Source organism: Litorilituus lipolyticus, from assembly GCF_006439335.1.
Lineage (GTDB): Bacteria > Pseudomonadota > Gammaproteobacteria > Enterobacterales > Alteromonadaceae > Colwellia > Colwellia lipolytica.
The window spans coordinates 356-15,295 of the sequence record NZ_SAWY01000036.1 but is presented as its reverse complement, the minus strand read 5'-3'; the positions used below and the strand labels follow the sequence as shown (position 1 = coordinate 15,295).

The following is a 14,940-nucleotide window of genomic DNA, read 5'->3' as shown; positions in this document are numbered from 1 at the left end:
ATATTATTACAGCTATTCATCTTAAAAATAAGGTAATAGCTGTAAGAATTTATTTAAAAAGTGTTAAAAATAAATAGCACTTACTTGAAAGAGTTTCTCAACGTCAGTTATGTAACGTTTATTCACTAGAAATAAAATCACGTGATCTTCTTCTCTAATTAAGGTGTTTGAGTGAGCAATTAGCACTTCGTTACCACGGACAATGGCACCAATCGTTGTACCAGGTGGTAGCTTGATTGATTTAATTGCTCGACCGACTACTTTTGATGATTTTTCATCACCCTTGGCAACAATTTCAATAGACTCTGCGGCACCACCACGTAAGCTATAAACATTATCTATAGTGCCGCGTCTCACATGAGTTAACAGTGCTGAGATTGTGGCCTGTTGTGGTGAAATTGCTATATCAATAGTACTGCCGTGAACGAGATCTATGTATGCATCACGTTGAATAAGCACCATAGTTTTTCGAACACCTAAACGTTTGGCTAGTAATGAGGACATAATATTGGCTTCATCGTCATTGGTAACCGCAATGAAAACATCAAATTGATCAATGCCTTCTTCGTTTAATAACTCTTGATCGGAAGAGTCACCTTGAAAAACTAAAGTATCATTGAGTTCAGAAGTTAGTTGTTCTGCGCGCTTAGCTGAGCGCTCTATCAGTTTTACTTGATGATTTTTCTCTAATATTCTTGCTAAACCGGCACCAATATTACCACCGCCCGCTATCATAATACGCTTGTAGGCGGGTTCTAGTTTTTGTAATTCATTCATTACTGCACGTATATGAATACTTGCGGCAATAAAGAATACTTCGTCATCTGCTTCGATTACCGTTGTGCCAAGAGGTCTGATAGGTTTACCATTTCGATAAATAGCTGCCACCCGTGTATCAACATTAGGTATGTGATCTTTTAAGGTGGATAGAGCGTGACCGACGAGCAGACCTCCATAATAAGCTTTTACCGCAACTAAGCTGACTTTACCTTGAGCAAACTCAAGAACTTGCAGTGCACCCGGGTAATCAATAAGACGCGCAATATCACGAGTAACTAATTGTTCAGGTGCGATGATATGGTCAACAGGGATTTCTTTTTTATGAAATAACTCGTCAGAATACTTTAATACTTGGTTGGAGCGTATTCGCGCTATTTTCTTGTGAGTATTAAATAATGAAGAGCAAATTTGACAAGTGATCATGTTGGTTGCATCGTCACTAGTAACTGCTATCACCATATCAGCATCTTCGCCGCCGGCATTTTTTAATACGTCGGGGTAATAACCTTGACCAGCGACAACTTGCAAATCCATTTTATCTTGCAGGTTACGTAACTTTTCGGCGTCAATATCAACAACCGAAATGTCATTGTTTTCACCTACTAGATTTTCGGCTAATGTGCCGCCAACTTGACCAGCACCTACTATGATAATTTTCATTTGTTTTTATTGTTCTCGTTTAAATGGAGCAAAAACTTTGCCGAGTTATTGTTTTTTTATCAGCTTAGCGTAATAAAAACCATCCATATTTTTATCATCTGGTAATAACTGCCAGCCGATATCATCTTCTTCATCGGTAATAGCGATTAATTGCGCATCAGTATTGTCTTGAATGAATTTAGCTATTTGCTGGCTGTTTTCTTCAGGTAATATACTACAAGTAGCATAGAGTAAAGTACCACCAGGCTTTAAAAGTGACCATATGCTTTTTAGTATTTGTTGCTGCAAAACAACTAAAGCATCAATATCGCTCGATTTTCTTAACCACTTAATGTCAGGATGGCGTCGAATAACGCCTGTACCAGAACAAGGTGCATCTAGCAATATACGATCATATAACTGTCCATCCCACCACGCATTCGGATTGGCTGCATCAGCAGTAATTACGTTAGCATTTAGTTTCAATCTTGTTAGGTTTTCTTTGACTCGTTCTAGCCTTGCTTCTTCAATATCAATGGCGGTCATTGAAGCGATATTGGGTGTTGTTTCAAGCACATGACATGTTTTGCCACCAGGTGCTGCGCAACAATCTAGAACAACATCGTCAGTTTTACAGTCTAATAATCTAGCCGCCTGTTGTGCCGCAGCATCTTGTACAGAAACCCAACCCTCGTTAAAACCAGGTAATTTTAGCACATCAATGGGTCGAGCTAATTCAATGGCATGAGAGAGAGGGTCGATAGTTTTAACAGCTATATCACTATCAGCCAATAAACTCAGATAGTTTTCAGGCGTTTTGACTTGTTGATTAACACGTAACCACATTGGTGGCTTTACTTGGTTGGCAGATAAAATACTTTGCCACTGTTTAGGGTAGCCAAGCTTTAGTTTTTTAATAAACCAACCGGGATGGTTAAAATTTACCGCATCAGCTAATGCTGAATTGTCTGGTTTTTCTGCACTCTGTTGCCTAACAAAATTACGTAATACACCATTAACTAGTGCTTTCATGTGTCGGTTTTTTAATACACTGGTAGCTGCAACTGTTTCACTAACAGCGGCGTGATCAGGTATTCGCATATATTTTATTTGATAGACACCAACAATTAATAGGAAATGGAAAACCCGTTGTTTACCCGTGAGAGGTTTTTCCATTAATTGCCTAACGTCATGTTCTAACTCAGGAAGGTAGCGAAGTACGCCGTAGCATATTTCTTGTAACAGACCTTTGTCTTTACCTTCGAGTTTGTCTTGTTGTTTTGGTAATTCATCACTAAGGCTACGGCCTTGATCAATGACGCTGTAACAACACTTTGCTGCTAATGCTCTAATATTCTTTGACATTGTTTACCTAGATTAAGCCATTAATGTTATTACCAACTTGGAACCATTCACTACGGCCATTTAATAGTTCCGCTACTGTTAGTGGCTTCTTGCCCGGTAACTGTAGTTTCAGTAAACGAATAGCCGAGTTATTGGTGGCGACAAGAATCCCTGCTTTATCTGCACTGAGTATTGTGCCAGCAGTTTCTTTGCCTGAGTATTGTTCTGCTGCTGCTGACCATACACGAATCCTGTGCTGTTTTTCATTTTCTTCCGTAAAAGTGAACTGGGCTACTGGCCATGGAATATAGGCACGTATTTTACGATTAAGTGTCGCTGCATCAAGCTGCCAGTCCAACTCTGCTTCAGCTTTATCAAGCTTGTGTGCATAGGTTGCTTGTACATTATCTTGAACCGTATTGTGTTTTATCGCATCAAAACTTGGCGCTGCCATAATATCAAGTGTTTCTAGTAGTGCTTTCGGGCCAAGTTGAGCGAGTTTTTCATAAAGGCTGGCGCTAGTATCGTTCTCGCTAATGTTGCAGGTTGATTTTAAAATCATATCGCCCGTATCTAGCCCTTTGTCCATTTGCATTATGGTAACGCCAGTTTCAATATCTCCGGCTTCTAAAGAACGTTGAATTGGTGCTGCACCTCGCCATTTGGGTAATAATGAGCCATGCACATTAATACAACCTAACTTTGGCGTTGATAAAATAACTTCTGGTAACAATAAGCCATAGGCCACTACCACCATAATATCTGCGTTATAACCTGCTAACGTTTGCTGAGCCGAAAGCTCTTTAAAATTTTTTGGTTGTTCAACAGGTAAGTTATGTTCAGTTGCTAACAGTTTTGTCGCACAAGCGGTTAATTTTTTCCCACGTCCTGCAGGTTTATCAGGAGGGCAGTAAACAGCAACTATATTGTGGTGACTGTTAATTAATGCAGCCAAATGTTGAGCGGCAAAATCAGGTGTGCCAGCAAAAATAATATTCAATGGTGTAGACAAGGTATTTTCCTAATAATATTGTAAGTACTAACTTACGAGTTTGCTCTGTTTAAACGTGCTTCTTTTTCAAGCTTTGTTTTAATGCGCTGACGCTTAAGTGGTGAAAGGTAATCAACAAATAACACCCCATTAAGGTGGTCTATTTCATGCTGAATACAAATACTTTGTAAACCCGTGGCATTAATTGTGAATTCCTTACCTGATCCATCTTGCGCTTTTACTGTACATGCTTCATGTCTATCTACTTTGGCATATGTGCCAGGCACTGATAAACAACCTTCCTCATTGATTAGTTTCTCATTACTTTTAGCTATAATTTCCGGGTTAATTAAGACAACTGGCGAGTTACTTTCTTCAGAGGTGTCCATAACAACAATGCGCTGGTGAATATCTACTTGTGTTGCCGCAAGACCAACACCTTTTTCTTCATACATTGTTGCCAACATATCGTCTATAATAGTGGCTGTAGCTTCAGTTATTTCAGTTACAGGTTGTGCTTTTGTGCGTAAGCGCGGATCAGGAAAACGTAAAACGGTTAAAATAGTCATATTTTGTTAAAAGAATTAGCGATAATTCATCTAGAGTGTTATGTTCTAATTTTAGCCATTAAATTACATTAATCATAGTGCTTTACAGTAAAAGCATTAAAAAGGAATGAGCTCTATGCTTAAAAAAATAATACTAACGCTATCAGTACTCAGTTACCCTTTGATCACACTGGCAGATCAACTTACCCTTAATGAAGATGCTCCTAAAACTTATGTTGTTGAAAAGGGCGATACCCTTTGGGATATCTCATCGGTATTTCTAGAGCAACCCTGGCTTTGGCCTAAGCTTTGGAAGTTAAATCCTGAGGTGAATAACCCTCATCTAATTTACCCAGGTGATGTCTTAAGGTTAACCCAAGATGAAAATGGTGATCCTGTTTTAGTTATTGCTGAAGATGATGGTGAAAAGACTATAACTCCTATAGAGGAAGTTCAGCAGGTTAAAGAAAAACCAAGCTTTAAATGGTCCCCGAAAATTCGTCAAGAAGATAAAAATGATTCAGCGATTAGTTTATTACCACTTGAAACTGTAGCGCCTTTCTTAAGATACGATCACTTTTTTACCGGAGAAGAACTCGCAGAATTACCTCATATTGTGGGTAGTGATGAAGGCTACAGAATGAGTGTAGATGGCTTTAAAGTGTATGTTAATCGTGATGTTGAATTAGCTAAAACTTACGCTATTTATGATAAAGGCGAAGAGTTATTCGACCCTGAAACAGAAGAGTCACTTGGTTATTACGTTAACTTAGTTGGTACAGCACAAGCATTACGCACGGGTAATATGGCTAATAATGAGCCTTCAACGTTAAAAGTTACTACAGCGAAGCGTGAAATTCATAGTGGTGATTATGTTGTGCCTGTTCATGAAGGTCAATTATTCCCTTCTGTATTTACCATGAAAGCGGCTGATGAGTCACTTCGAGGCGCAATTATTAAAGCAGCAAGTGATGGTCGAGAATTTGGTAAGCTAGAAGTTGTCATGCTAAATAAAGGTACTGACCATAATGTAGCCTTAGGTGATGTTATGGCAATAAAGCGTCCAAGCCCTGCAGTATTAAAAACAGATAAAGGACCTGTTTATAAAATAGAGGCGCCTCGCTGGAACCGTGTTGTAAGCGATGAAGAGACAGAGTATAAAATGCCAGAAGAAACACTCGGTGAACTTATGGTCTTTAAAGTGTATCCACAAGTAAGTATGGCGCTTATTTTACGCACAGAAAAGCCTGCAAGATTAAACGATCTTATTACCGCTCCATAAATACCTCTATAAAGCTGGCAGATAATCTGCCAGCTTTTTTAGCTAAACTTGTTCTTAGGGAGAAGACAAGTGCAAGCAAATAATTTACCTCTATGGCTAGCCTTAAAATTTGTACCTAGGTTGGCTGTTCACAAAAAGATTGCACTAGTTGAAGAGTTTGGTATAAAGCCATTATTCACTACAAAACAGTCACGCTCGATTTTAACATCATCTCATGGACTAACAGCAAAGCAGTTAGCTGCATTTGAAGCGCCTGATTGGCAAAAAATTAATGCAGTAATTGAGCAAAGCATTCAATGCAGTAGTGAACTTATTCCTTTTGAAGATGACTGTTATCCTCAATTACTAAAACAAATATATGACCCTCCACTCGTTTTATTTATTCAAGGTAATAAAAAATTATTAAATAGGCCACAGCTTGCCATCGTTGGTAGTAGAAACGCGAGTATAGAAGCGAGAGAAGTGAGTTTTGCTATAGCACAAGAGTTAAGCCAAAGTCATTTTGTTGTCACAAGTGGTTTAGCTTTAGGAGTTGATGCTGCAGCTCATAAAGGTACTTTATCAGTAAGTGAAGCGACTATTGCCGTTGTGGCAACAGGCCTTGATAGTATTTATCCAAGCCGTCACAAAAAACTCGCTCAGGATATTCTTAAGAAACAGGGTGCTATTATTAGTGAGTTTCTTCCTGGAACTCAAGCAAGAGCAGGGCATTTTCCGAAAAGAAATCGCATTATCAGTGGTTTAAGTTTAGGTGTTTTGGTTGTTGAAGCAACGATTAAAAGTGGCTCTCTTATTACAGCTCGCTGTGCAATAGAGCACAATAGAGAAGTCTTTGCTATTCCAAGTAGTATTAACAATGCGCAAGCAAAAGGGTGTCATTGGTTAATTAAACAAGGGGCTAAACTTGTTGAAAGTTTTGCCGATATAGTGGAAGAGTTAAACCCTGTTGATATTTCTGGTCTACACTTAGAAGTAGAAAGACAAGATCAGCAAAAACCTCAACAGAAAACAAATAACATAGAACAGAAAAAAAATCCGCAAAAGGACTTGTGCAAAGATGCATTGTTGGCTAGTGTGGGATTTGAAATCACTCCCGTAGACAGAGTAGTTTCCCGAAGTAAACTTCCCATAGAGGAAGTGCTCACTCGATTAACCGTGCTTGAACTTAGTGGTCTGGTATCTGCGGTACCCGGAGGCTATCTTAGAGTTAAATAGGGGCTAGTTATGTTTGATATCTTGATGTATCTTTTTGAAAATTATATTCATAGTGAAGCCGAAGTGATGGTTGATCATGATGTACTTACTGACGAACTGACTAGAGCGGGGTTTCATCAAGATGAAATCTATAAAGCGCTAAATTGGCTTGAAAAATTAGCCGCTCTACAAGACACCGATGCTTATCCTTACTTAACGCGTGTAGCGAGCACATCAGTTCGTATATACACCGCTGAAGAAATGCAATTACTTGATACGCAAAGTAGAGGCTTTCTGTTGTTTTTAGAGCAAGTAAATGTCTTAGACTTTTCTACACGAGAAATGGTGATAGATCGTGTTATGGAGCTTGATACTAAGTACTTCTCTATGGACGATTTAAAATGGGTTATTCTGATGGTGCTTTTTAACGTACCAGGTAAAGAGTGCGCATATTCTCAAATGGAAGATTTAATCTTTGAAGAGCAAGAAGGACCTTTGCATTAACTCTATAATTCACTCATTGGTTTGTTTTAATGGCCAGTGAGTGAAGACCATATTGTTTAATCGACAATTATGGCATAATGGCAACCTTGAAATCAGTCACCAATAATTGCGATCATGTCAAAATCTGATAAACCATTATTTTCTCATCATGAGCATGCTTTAGAAAAAGAGTACCAAGTGTGCCCTGAATGTGGTTCAGAGCTAACTATAAAGCATGGAAAAAGTGGCTCTTTCTTTGGTTGTGCCAATTATCCTAATTGTCAATATACCCGACCAGTTGTTGAGCACGAACGTGTTGAAGATAAAATATTACCAGGTTCAGAGTGCCCTAAATGCAACCATAATTTAGCAGTTAAGCAGGGACGTTATGGTATGTTTATTGGCTGTAGCAACTTTCCTGAGTGCGACTATATTGAGCACGAAGAAGAAAAACAGCTAATAGAGATCCCGTGCCCAAGTTGCCATAAGGGAGCCTTAAAGGAAAAGACTAGTCGCTATGGAAAAAAATTCTATTCGTGTGATGCTTATCCTAAGTGCAAGTTTATTGTGAACTTTGAACCTGTTAAAGGTGTTTGTCAGAAATGTAGTTTTCCATTGTTACTGAAAAGAAATATGGCAGCTGGCATTAAATATCAATGTGCTAATAAAAAATGTTCAGCAATGCAGTCAGCATAAAAAAAGACGCATATTGGCGTCTTTTTTTGTATTTGAACCTATTTATTATTACTTATTGGCGAGATAGCTTTGTGCAAACTCCGCTAAATCAGGAAAAGCGGAGGCGGGTAATAGCGTTGCTAGCTGGACTAAACGTTGAGCTAAAATTAATTCACTTTCACCACTCACATTAATGTGACCCATTTTACGTCCTGCTCGTTTACCTTTGTTATACCAGTGTATAGTAACACTAGGAATAGCAAGTACGTCATTTGAAACTTCATCTTCTCCAATGATGTTGATCATTGCGGTCGGACGAACCAGCGAGGTACTACCTAGTGGCAGATCACAGATTGCTCGTAAATGGTTTTCAAATTGACAAGTATCCGCGCCTTGTTGAGTCCAATGACCTGAATTATGGACGCGTGGTGCTATTTCATTCACTAATAATGTTTCGCCTACTTGGAAGAACTCTATAGCTAAAACACCAACGTAGTTAAGTTCTTCAGTGAGTGCTTTAAATACCTCACCTGCTTGCTTTTGCAGCGTTTCATTTACAGGCGCAGCAACAGAAACACTTAATATACCTTGGGTATGGTGGTTTTCTGTAAGAGGATATACAGCTATATCACCATTTTTTCTGCGAACACCAACCAAAGATACTTCGCGATCAAATGGTACCATTTGTTCGGCTACAATGCTTTGGGTGTCTTTAGCATCAGCTAAAAACTTAGCCATATCTAACCAAACAGCCTCAGCATCTTCTGGAGTTTTTAAACGCCATTGTCCTTTACCGTCATAACCTTCTAGTGCACTTTTAAAAATAATAGGCAATGACAATGCTGAAATGGCTTGGTCAAAATCCGCTTTGTTATTGACAAAGTAGTGCTTAGCATTTGCTGCCTGACATGACTCTAAAAGTGATTTTTCTAGTCGTCTGTCACCACCAATTTTGATAGCGTTACTGCTAGGGTAAAGTTTGCTTGAAGCTTCACACTCGCTTAGCGTGTCATGAGCAACATGTTCAAACTCAGCAGTTATCACATCAGCGTTAGCAATACCTTGCGCTAAATTCCCATACTCATGTTCTGGGCTTATCGGTTGTACGACCTTAAGACTTCTAACGTCGAATGCTTTAACATCAAGGTTTAATGGTGTTCCTGCTAGCTCCATCATACGAGCTAATTGACCGGCACCAAGTACTAGAACTTTTTTCATTAGTGTATCTATTCTGCTGGATTAGGGTTATCTAAAATCGTTTGAGTTTGTTTGCTTCTAAACTCTTCAACATTTTTTTGTACTTGTTCATCAAAAGTACCAATGATTTGCGCGGCTAGTAAGCCTGCATTGGCTGCGCCGGCCGTACCTATGGCTAAAGTACCAACAGCAATGCCTTTTGGCATTTGCACAATGGATAAGAGAGAGTCTTGACCACTAAGTGCTTTAGATTGCACTGGAACACCTAAAACGGGTAAGCTCGTGTATGCTGCTGTCATTCCTGGTAAATGAGCTGCGCCGCCTGCACCGCCAATAATGACTTTTATGCCTCTATCTTTTGCACTTTCAGCATATTCAGCAAGTAAGTGAGGAGTACGGTGTGCAGAAACAACTTTTGTTTCATAAGATACACCTAATGAATCAAGCATTTCTGCTGCATGCTGCATTGTTGGCCAATCTGATTTTGACCCCATGATAATACCCACTGTCATGAATTTATGCCCTTTGAAAAATAAAGTTCAGCTATTATTTGTGAACAAGGTTAATAAGAAAGCTGGTAATTATAACCTTGTTTCGCGCAATACGGAATGATGAAGTTTTTTTCAATGAATATTCAGTAAAGTTAGACGTGAATTTATTGCTTTTGCTAATATATATGCTTTGAAATTAGTGATAAGAGAAATTTGTGAATAATTCCACTGCTGTTGATGTTTTTTTTGATGGAGGCATTATTGCCTATCCTACAGAAGCTGTATTTGGTTTAGGTTGTGATCCAGATAATAAGGCAGCAGTAGAAAAGCTCTTAGCAATAAAAAAGCGCCCGATTGAAAAGGGGTTAATTTTATTAGCGGCTAATTACTCACAGTTGTTGCCTTATATTGAAGATAGCTTGATCCCTCAAGACAAACGCTTTCAGGTGTTATCTCGTTGGCCTAATGGTATAACCCAAGTCGTTCCAAAAAATAAGCAGACGCCAGCTTGGTTATCGGGTCGTTTTGATACTATTGCTGTTCGGGTGACTGATCAGCCAGATGTTGTTGCTTTATGTAAGCAAACGAATAGACCTATTGTATCAACCAGTGCTAATTTAACAGGTGAAGAGCCAGCAAAGACATGGCAAGCTGTAGAGCAAAATTTGGCACTCTCTTCAAACGTGGACTTTATCATTAAAGGTAACACTTTAGGTTTTACTCAACCATCAACCATTATCGATGCATTAACAGGAGAAACATTTCGCTCATGAATGAAGTCAATATAGATACAGTAATAGATTTTTTAAAATCATTACAAGATAACATCTGTGATGCATTAGAAGTTGCTGATGGCAGCGGTCAATTTGTTGAAGATAATTGGCAACGTGCTGAAGGTGGTGGTGGCCGTACGCGTGTTCTGACCAATGGTACGGTTATTGAACAAGGTGGAGTCAATTTTTCGAGAGTGTCAGGTAATAAATTACCTCCTTCGGCAACGGCTCATAGGCCTGAGTTAGCAGGTCGATCATGGCAAGCCTGCGGAGTGTCATTGGTTATTCACCCTAAAAACCCACACATACCGACTTCACATGCCAATGTTCGTTTCTTTGTTGCTGAAAAAGAAGGTGAAGAACCTGTTTGGTGGTTTGGCGGAGGTTTTGATTTAACACCTTTTTATCCCGTAGAAGAAGATGTAGTCCATTGGCATCAGACTGCTTTTGATCTCTGTAAACCATTTGGAGATAACGTCTATGCTGAACATAAGAAATGGTGTGATGATTATTTTTACTTAAAGCACCGCAATGAAACTCGCGGGGTTGGGGGATTATTCTTTGATGACTTAAATCAATGGGATTTTACCAAATGCTTTGATTATATTAAGTCTGTTGGTCAAGGTTTCATCGATGCTTATGTGCCGATAATTAATAAGCGAAAAAATACCCCTTTTACTGATCATCAACGACAGTTTCAATTATACCGCCGAGGTCGTTATGTTGAATTTAATTTAGTTTTTGATCGAGGAACTTTATTTGGCTTACAATCTGGTGGTCGAACAGAGTCGATATTAATGTCGATGCCACCACTAGCAAGGTGGGAGTATAACTATCAACCTCAAGCTCATTCACCGGAAGCACTGCTATATGAGCGATACTTAACACCACAAAACTGGTTATCTGTACAATAATCAACAATTCACCATGTGTACGGCAAGCTTAGCAAAAGCTTGTCGCATTTGTGTTTTTACCCGCTCATCTTCAACCGTATTATTTAACGCATTATTCATGCATAACATCCACAAGCTACTTTGCTTCTTGGTGACCTTAAAAGGCATATGTCTTGCTCTTAGTTGAGGATGTCCGTACTTTTCTACATAAAGGCCTGGGCCACCGAGCCACCCAGAAAGAAATTCAAAAAATTTTATTCTAATGCCGTCTAAAGGTTGTTTATGTATTGCGAGCAATTCACGCAGATGTATATTTTTCTCCATTTCGTCATAAAAGGCGTTGGAGAGTGCGAGTGTTCCTTTTTCCCCTCCTATTTTTTGATAAAGCGTTTGCTCAAGTTTTTCTAAGAGTTCTTTAGAGTTACTTTTACTGGGGAGCAATCGTTTTATTTGTTTTAACATTTTAAGATGAAAGTATTTAAGTGTTTACCACATTATAACTAAATTTACTTTGCACCGTATAAGGATGGTTTATTAAAAGCAACACCCTCGGCCACAAATGAAATGTGATTAATGTCACAATAAGTTGTTGTTTAAGCAGGAAACAACAACAAAATTAGAGTAATTACTTGATCAAAATCAAGTTAATCTTCGTAAAGAAATATCAGCTCAAAAAGCTTGATCTAGATCAAAAAATTCTTTGCTTGTAGGCATAATATACCCACAATTTTAACAAGGAATTAAAATCATGAAAAAATCTTTATTAGCAATAGCATTACTTTCTTCTTTTTCTTTTACTACGTTAGCTAACCAAGCTGGTGATATTCTAGTGCGCGGCGGTGCTACGATGATAAGTCCTGATTCATCAAAAGCGGGTGTAGCGCTTGATGGAACCATGACACCATTATCAATCTCAGTTGACGATAATACTCAGCTTGGCTTAAATGTTGTTTATTTCTTTGACAGCAACTGGGCTGTTGAGTTACTTGCTGCAACACCATTTACCCATGATGTTGTTCTACATGATCCACAAGGTGTTACCGAGGCTGTTTATGGCGCAAACCTAGATGGCGCTATATTAGCAGAAGTAACGCATTTACCTCCGACACTAAGCGCGCTTTATTATTTTGACACTGGCAGTGCTTTCAAACCATATGTAGGTGCAGGTATTAACTATACAGTATTTTTTGATGAAGAATTTACTGCTACACCAGCTTCTGTAGGCTTTAAAAACTTAGAATTAGATAGTTCTTTTGGTTTATCGTTTCAAGTTGGTGCTGACTATGAGTTAAATAAAAATTGGTCTGTTAATGTTTCTGCTCGCTATATTGATATTGGTACTGAAGCAACATTTGACTTAGAAGACCCACACAATGTTGGTTTAGCAGGAAACGGTAGTGCAAGTATTGATGTTGACCCTATGGTTTATTCAATTATGCTCGGTTACAAGTTTTAATTAACATGAATGGGCTTGTTGATCTTTAGAGCAGTTTCTACAGTCCTTACTAATAAGTAAATAAAGCAGTAACATATTCCAAAGTGTTACTGCTTTTTTGTTTGCATCTAACAATATATCTATTAGCATTAACCTATTCTCAGCTACTACCTAAATATTATGGATAAATACCTCGTTTTTGGTAACCCGATAAAGCAGTCTCGATCGCCCAATATTCATAGAGCGTTTGCCGATAGCACTAATCAACTAATTGAATATGACCGACAACTTTCACAAGTTGATCAATTTGAGAATGACGTTAAAGCATTCTTCGCGCAAGGTGGAAAGGGAGCTAATGTTACTGCTCCTTTTAAAGAACAGGCACTGTTGTTATCAGACAAATTAACTGATCGTGCAAAGCTTGCTGAAGCGGTAAATACATTGAGCTACATTGATGGGAAAATATATGGTGACAATACTGATGGTATAGGTTTGGTGCAAGATCTATTAAGGCACAATGTTGTATTAAAAAGCAGTAACATACTAATATTAGGAGCAGGTGGGGCAGCAAAAGGTGTTATTTTACCTATTCTAGAGCAAGAGCCAGTAAGGGTCGTCATTGCCAACCGAACAGTGTCTAAAGCGGAGAAAATATGTCATCAATTTGATAGCTTTAGTGATAAAAAATTACATGCCTGCGGCTTTGATAACTTACAGGATGGTAGGTTTGATATAATTATTAATGCGACATCAGCAAGTTTGTCTGGACAATTTCCTGCAATACCTAGCTCAAACATCACGGACAGTACGGTTTGTTATGATATGGTTTATGGCGCAACTCTCACCCCGTTCTTACAATGGGCAGAGCAACAAGGTGCTGCTAAGGTAATTGATGGCTTAGGTATGCTTGTAGGGCAGGCCGCTGAAAGCTTTAACATTTGGCGAAAAGTGAATCCTGATGTCGAAAGTGTTCTTAAAACCCTAAGAGCAGAAATGAGCACTGCATTGTAGGAACTATTATGAATCAAGCTTTTCTATTTAATGATGATTTATCATTTAACAAAGAAGAAGATGCATGGAGTATAACCGCACAACACTGTGGTCAACTTGTAACTATCTTTTATCATTCATTTGAATTGAAGCAGCTAACTACAATTGATACCTGTACTAAGTATGATTTAGAAGAAGTCGCAGAACTTTGGCTAGAAAAGAATGATATTGAAGGCAATATCATTCATATAAACATTTCATAGTTACTGATTGAGGTAGTCGTTTTTTAGCTCAACGTAATTATCGGCAGACTGTTTTAAAAATTCACTTTCACTTTGTTTGAGTTTTCTGGCTTGTTTGACAGGATTACCAACATATAAAAAGCCACTCTCCAGTGTTTTATTTGGTGGGACTAGGCTACCAGCTCCAATGAATACATCATCCTCAACAGTGACACCATCCATAATGATAGCGCCCATTCCAACTAGAATTCGATTACCTAGAGTGCAACCATGTAGCATACACTTATGGCCAACGGTTACGTCTTCGCCGATTATTAAGGGGTTGCCAAGAGGGTTATTGTTACTTTTACGTGTAACATGTAAAACAGTACCATCTTGAATATTTGATCTTGCACCTATAGTGATTATATTCACGTCGCCCCTAGCTGCAACTAAAGGCCAAATACTCACATCCTTGGCTAATGACACATCACCAACAATGACAGCTGATTCATCAATATAACAAGAATCACCAATACTAGGTAATATTCCCTGATAGGGTCGAAGGTTACTAACAGTCATCAATACACCTTAATACATATAAAATAAAAATGTTTGATAAGTAAAATACCATAAATTAGACAAAAATGATCATCAATAACAGTAAAATTGGTGAGCGCGTAATAAATAGAAAATTTATGTAAAACGAGAAATGTAGATAAATAGAACGAAAACAAGTGAATAAAACACCAGAAAACACAAGGGCTGTACGAATATCGTGCGAACGAACAAAAAAACTATAAAAAATGAAAATAATGGTTGACCTTAAATTAAAAGTCTCTAGAATGCGCATCCACTTCCACGGGGCAACTCAGGAAGGTTTGTATAGGAAATACAGAGTAGGCCGTATCAAGAAGATGAAAGGTCTGTTTTGACAAGTTAAGTGATTTGATTAAGAAACATTTAACCCAGTTAACGTTAAAAAGTGAGTTAAAAAATAAATT

At 38.3% G+C, this 14,940-nt stretch carries 17 protein-coding genes; 9 read left to right on the top strand and 8 right to left on the bottom strand.

Going from position 1 to position 14,940, the window contains the following annotated elements; genetic code table 11:
• Nucleotides 1–63: 63 nt before the first annotated feature.
• The 4 genes from trkA to def are packed head-to-tail and all read right to left on the bottom strand — an operon-like array spanning nt 64 to nt 4,323.
• Nucleotides 64–1,440, bottom strand: a complete 1,377-nt coding sequence (gene trkA, locus EPA86_RS13580) for a Trk system potassium transporter TrkA (protein ID WP_140604498.1) — start codon at nt 1,438–1,440, stop codon at nt 64–66.
• Nucleotides 1,441–1,485: 45 nt separating this feature from the next.
• Complete coding sequence (rsmB, locus tag EPA86_RS13575) at nt 1,486–2,784, bottom strand: 16S rRNA (cytosine(967)-C(5))-methyltransferase RsmB (protein ID WP_140604496.1); 1,299 nt, start codon at nt 2,782–2,784, stop codon at nt 1,486–1,488.
• 7 nt (nt 2,785–2,791) lie between these two features.
• Nucleotides 2,792–3,775, bottom strand: coding sequence for a methionyl-tRNA formyltransferase (gene fmt / locus EPA86_RS13570; RefSeq protein ID WP_140604494.1), 984 nt, complete (start codon nt 3,773–3,775; stop codon nt 2,792–2,794).
• Nucleotides 3,776–3,807: 32 nt separating this feature from the next.
• On the bottom strand, nt 3,808–4,323 hold the full coding sequence (gene def / locus EPA86_RS13565) for a peptide deformylase (RefSeq protein WP_140604492.1): 516 nt from the start codon (nt 4,321–4,323) through the stop codon (nt 3,808–3,810).
• A gap of 115 nt (nt 4,324–4,438) precedes the next feature.
• Here def and EPA86_RS13560 point away from each other — a divergent pair, with 115 nt between their 5' ends.
• The 4 genes from EPA86_RS13560 (at nt 4,439) to EPA86_RS13545 (ending at nt 7,957) form a co-directional block, all read left to right on the top strand.
• Entirely contained in the window at nt 4,439–5,584 is a 1,146-nt protein-coding gene (locus EPA86_RS13560; protein WP_140604490.1) for a LysM peptidoglycan-binding domain-containing protein, read from the top strand.
• Nucleotides 5,585–5,653: 69 nt separating this feature from the next.
• Nucleotides 5,654–6,799: a DNA-processing protein DprA gene (gene dprA, locus EPA86_RS13555; protein ID WP_140604488.1), complete on the top strand. Its 1,146-nt coding sequence runs from the start codon at nt 5,654–5,656 to the stop codon at nt 6,797–6,799.
• A 9-nt stretch (nt 6,800–6,808) separates the two neighbouring features.
• Nucleotides 6,809–7,282, top strand: coding sequence for a DUF494 family protein (locus tag EPA86_RS13550; protein WP_140604486.1), 474 nt, complete (start codon nt 6,809–6,811; stop codon nt 7,280–7,282).
• Nucleotides 7,283–7,396: 114 nt separating this feature from the next.
• Nucleotides 7,397–7,957, top strand: a complete 561-nt coding sequence (locus tag EPA86_RS13545) for a DNA topoisomerase family protein (RefSeq protein WP_140604484.1) — start codon at nt 7,397–7,399, stop codon at nt 7,955–7,957.
• A 48-nt stretch (nt 7,958–8,005) separates the two neighbouring features.
• Here EPA86_RS13545 and EPA86_RS13540 read toward each other — a convergent pair whose 3' ends face one another.
• On the bottom strand, nt 8,006–9,154 hold the full coding sequence (locus EPA86_RS13540) for a 5-(carboxyamino)imidazole ribonucleotide synthase (RefSeq protein ID WP_140604482.1): 1,149 nt from the start codon (nt 9,152–9,154) through the stop codon (nt 8,006–8,008).
• Between the two features lie 8 nt (nt 9,155–9,162).
• Nucleotides 9,163–9,645 (bottom strand): 5-(carboxyamino)imidazole ribonucleotide mutase, encoded by a 483-nt coding sequence (gene purE, locus EPA86_RS13535; RefSeq protein WP_140604480.1) that lies wholly within the window; start codon nt 9,643–9,645, stop codon nt 9,163–9,165.
• Nucleotides 9,646–9,839: 194 nt separating this feature from the next.
• On the opposite strand from purE, the gene tsaC reads away from it, so the two are divergent.
• On the top strand, nt 9,840–10,397 hold the full coding sequence (gene tsaC, locus EPA86_RS13530) for an L-threonylcarbamoyladenylate synthase type 1 TsaC (RefSeq protein WP_140604478.1): 558 nt from the start codon (nt 9,840–9,842) through the stop codon (nt 10,395–10,397).
• On the top strand, nt 10,394–11,311 hold the full coding sequence (hemF, locus tag EPA86_RS13525; protein WP_140604476.1) for an oxygen-dependent coproporphyrinogen oxidase: 918 nt from the start codon (nt 10,394–10,396) through the stop codon (nt 11,309–11,311). Before tsaC ends, hemF begins: the two co-directional genes overlap by 4 nt.
• On the opposite strand, the gene EPA86_RS13520 is transcribed toward hemF, so the two are convergent.
• The gene (locus tag EPA86_RS13520; protein WP_140604474.1) at nt 11,312–11,752 is read right to left on the bottom strand and encodes a group II truncated hemoglobin; all 441 of its coding nucleotides are present in this window, start codon (nt 11,750–11,752) and stop codon (nt 11,312–11,314) included.
• Between the two features lie 286 nt (nt 11,753–12,038).
• Between EPA86_RS13520 and EPA86_RS13515 the strand changes: the two genes are divergently transcribed.
• The 3 genes from EPA86_RS13515 to EPA86_RS13505 all read left to right on the top strand — a co-directional run bounded on the left by EPA86_RS13515 (nt 12,039) and on the right by EPA86_RS13505 (nt 13,978).
• Nucleotides 12,039–12,746 carry an OmpW/AlkL family protein gene (locus EPA86_RS13515; protein WP_140604472.1) on the top strand — a complete coding sequence of 236 codons (708 nt, stop codon included), beginning with the start codon at nt 12,039–12,041 and terminating at the stop codon, nt 12,744–12,746.
• A gap of 159 nt (nt 12,747–12,905) precedes the next feature.
• Complete coding sequence (gene aroE / locus EPA86_RS13510; protein WP_140604470.1) at nt 12,906–13,736, top strand: shikimate dehydrogenase; 831 nt, start codon at nt 12,906–12,908, stop codon at nt 13,734–13,736.
• A gap of 8 nt (nt 13,737–13,744) precedes the next feature.
• A complete protein-coding gene (locus EPA86_RS13505; protein WP_140604468.1) occupies nt 13,745–13,978 on the top strand; it encodes a hypothetical protein in 234 nt (77 codons plus the stop codon).
• Here the strand turns inward: EPA86_RS13505 and EPA86_RS13500 are convergent, their stop codons facing one another.
• A complete protein-coding gene (locus EPA86_RS13500; protein WP_140604466.1) occupies nt 13,979–14,518 on the bottom strand; it encodes a gamma carbonic anhydrase family protein in 540 nt (179 codons plus the stop codon).
• Nucleotides 14,519–14,940: the final 422 nt, after the last annotated feature.

What these genes read in the sequence shown, in the direction of transcription:
- trkA (WP_140604498.1), bottom strand. Translation starts at nt 1,440, where the DNA reads ATGAAAATTATCATAGTAGGTGCTGGTCAAGTTGGCGGCACATTAGCC.
- rsmB (WP_140604496.1), bottom strand. Translation starts at nt 2,784, where the DNA reads ATGTCAAAGAATATTAGAGCATTAGCAGCAAAGTGTTGTTACAGCGTC.
- def (WP_140604492.1), bottom strand. Translation starts at nt 4,323, where the DNA reads ATGACTATTTTAACCGTTTTACGTTTTCCTGATCCGCGCTTACGCACA.
- EPA86_RS13560 (WP_140604490.1), top strand. Translation starts at nt 4,439, where the DNA reads ATGCTTAAAAAAATAATACTAACGCTATCAGTACTCAGTTACCCTTTG.
- EPA86_RS13550 (WP_140604486.1), top strand. Translation starts at nt 6,809, where the DNA reads ATGTTTGATATCTTGATGTATCTTTTTGAAAATTATATTCATAGTGAA.
- EPA86_RS13545 (WP_140604484.1), top strand. Translation starts at nt 7,397, where the DNA reads ATGTCAAAATCTGATAAACCATTATTTTCTCATCATGAGCATGCTTTA.
- EPA86_RS13540 (WP_140604482.1), bottom strand. Translation starts at nt 9,154, where the DNA reads ATGAAAAAAGTTCTAGTACTTGGTGCCGGTCAATTAGCTCGTATGATG.
- purE (WP_140604480.1), bottom strand. Translation starts at nt 9,645, where the DNA reads ATGACAGTGGGTATTATCATGGGGTCAAAATCAGATTGGCCAACAATG.
- hemF (WP_140604476.1), top strand. Translation starts at nt 10,394, where the DNA reads ATGAATGAAGTCAATATAGATACAGTAATAGATTTTTTAAAATCATTA.
- EPA86_RS13520 (WP_140604474.1), bottom strand. Translation starts at nt 11,752, where the DNA reads ATGTTAAAACAAATAAAACGATTGCTCCCCAGTAAAAGTAACTCTAAA.
- EPA86_RS13515 (WP_140604472.1), top strand. Translation starts at nt 12,039, where the DNA reads ATGAAAAAATCTTTATTAGCAATAGCATTACTTTCTTCTTTTTCTTTT.
- aroE (WP_140604470.1), top strand. Translation starts at nt 12,906, where the DNA reads ATGGATAAATACCTCGTTTTTGGTAACCCGATAAAGCAGTCTCGATCG.
- EPA86_RS13505 (WP_140604468.1), top strand. Translation starts at nt 13,745, where the DNA reads ATGAATCAAGCTTTTCTATTTAATGATGATTTATCATTTAACAAAGAA.
- EPA86_RS13500 (WP_140604466.1), bottom strand. Translation starts at nt 14,518, where the DNA reads ATGACTGTTAGTAACCTTCGACCCTATCAGGGAATATTACCTAGTATT.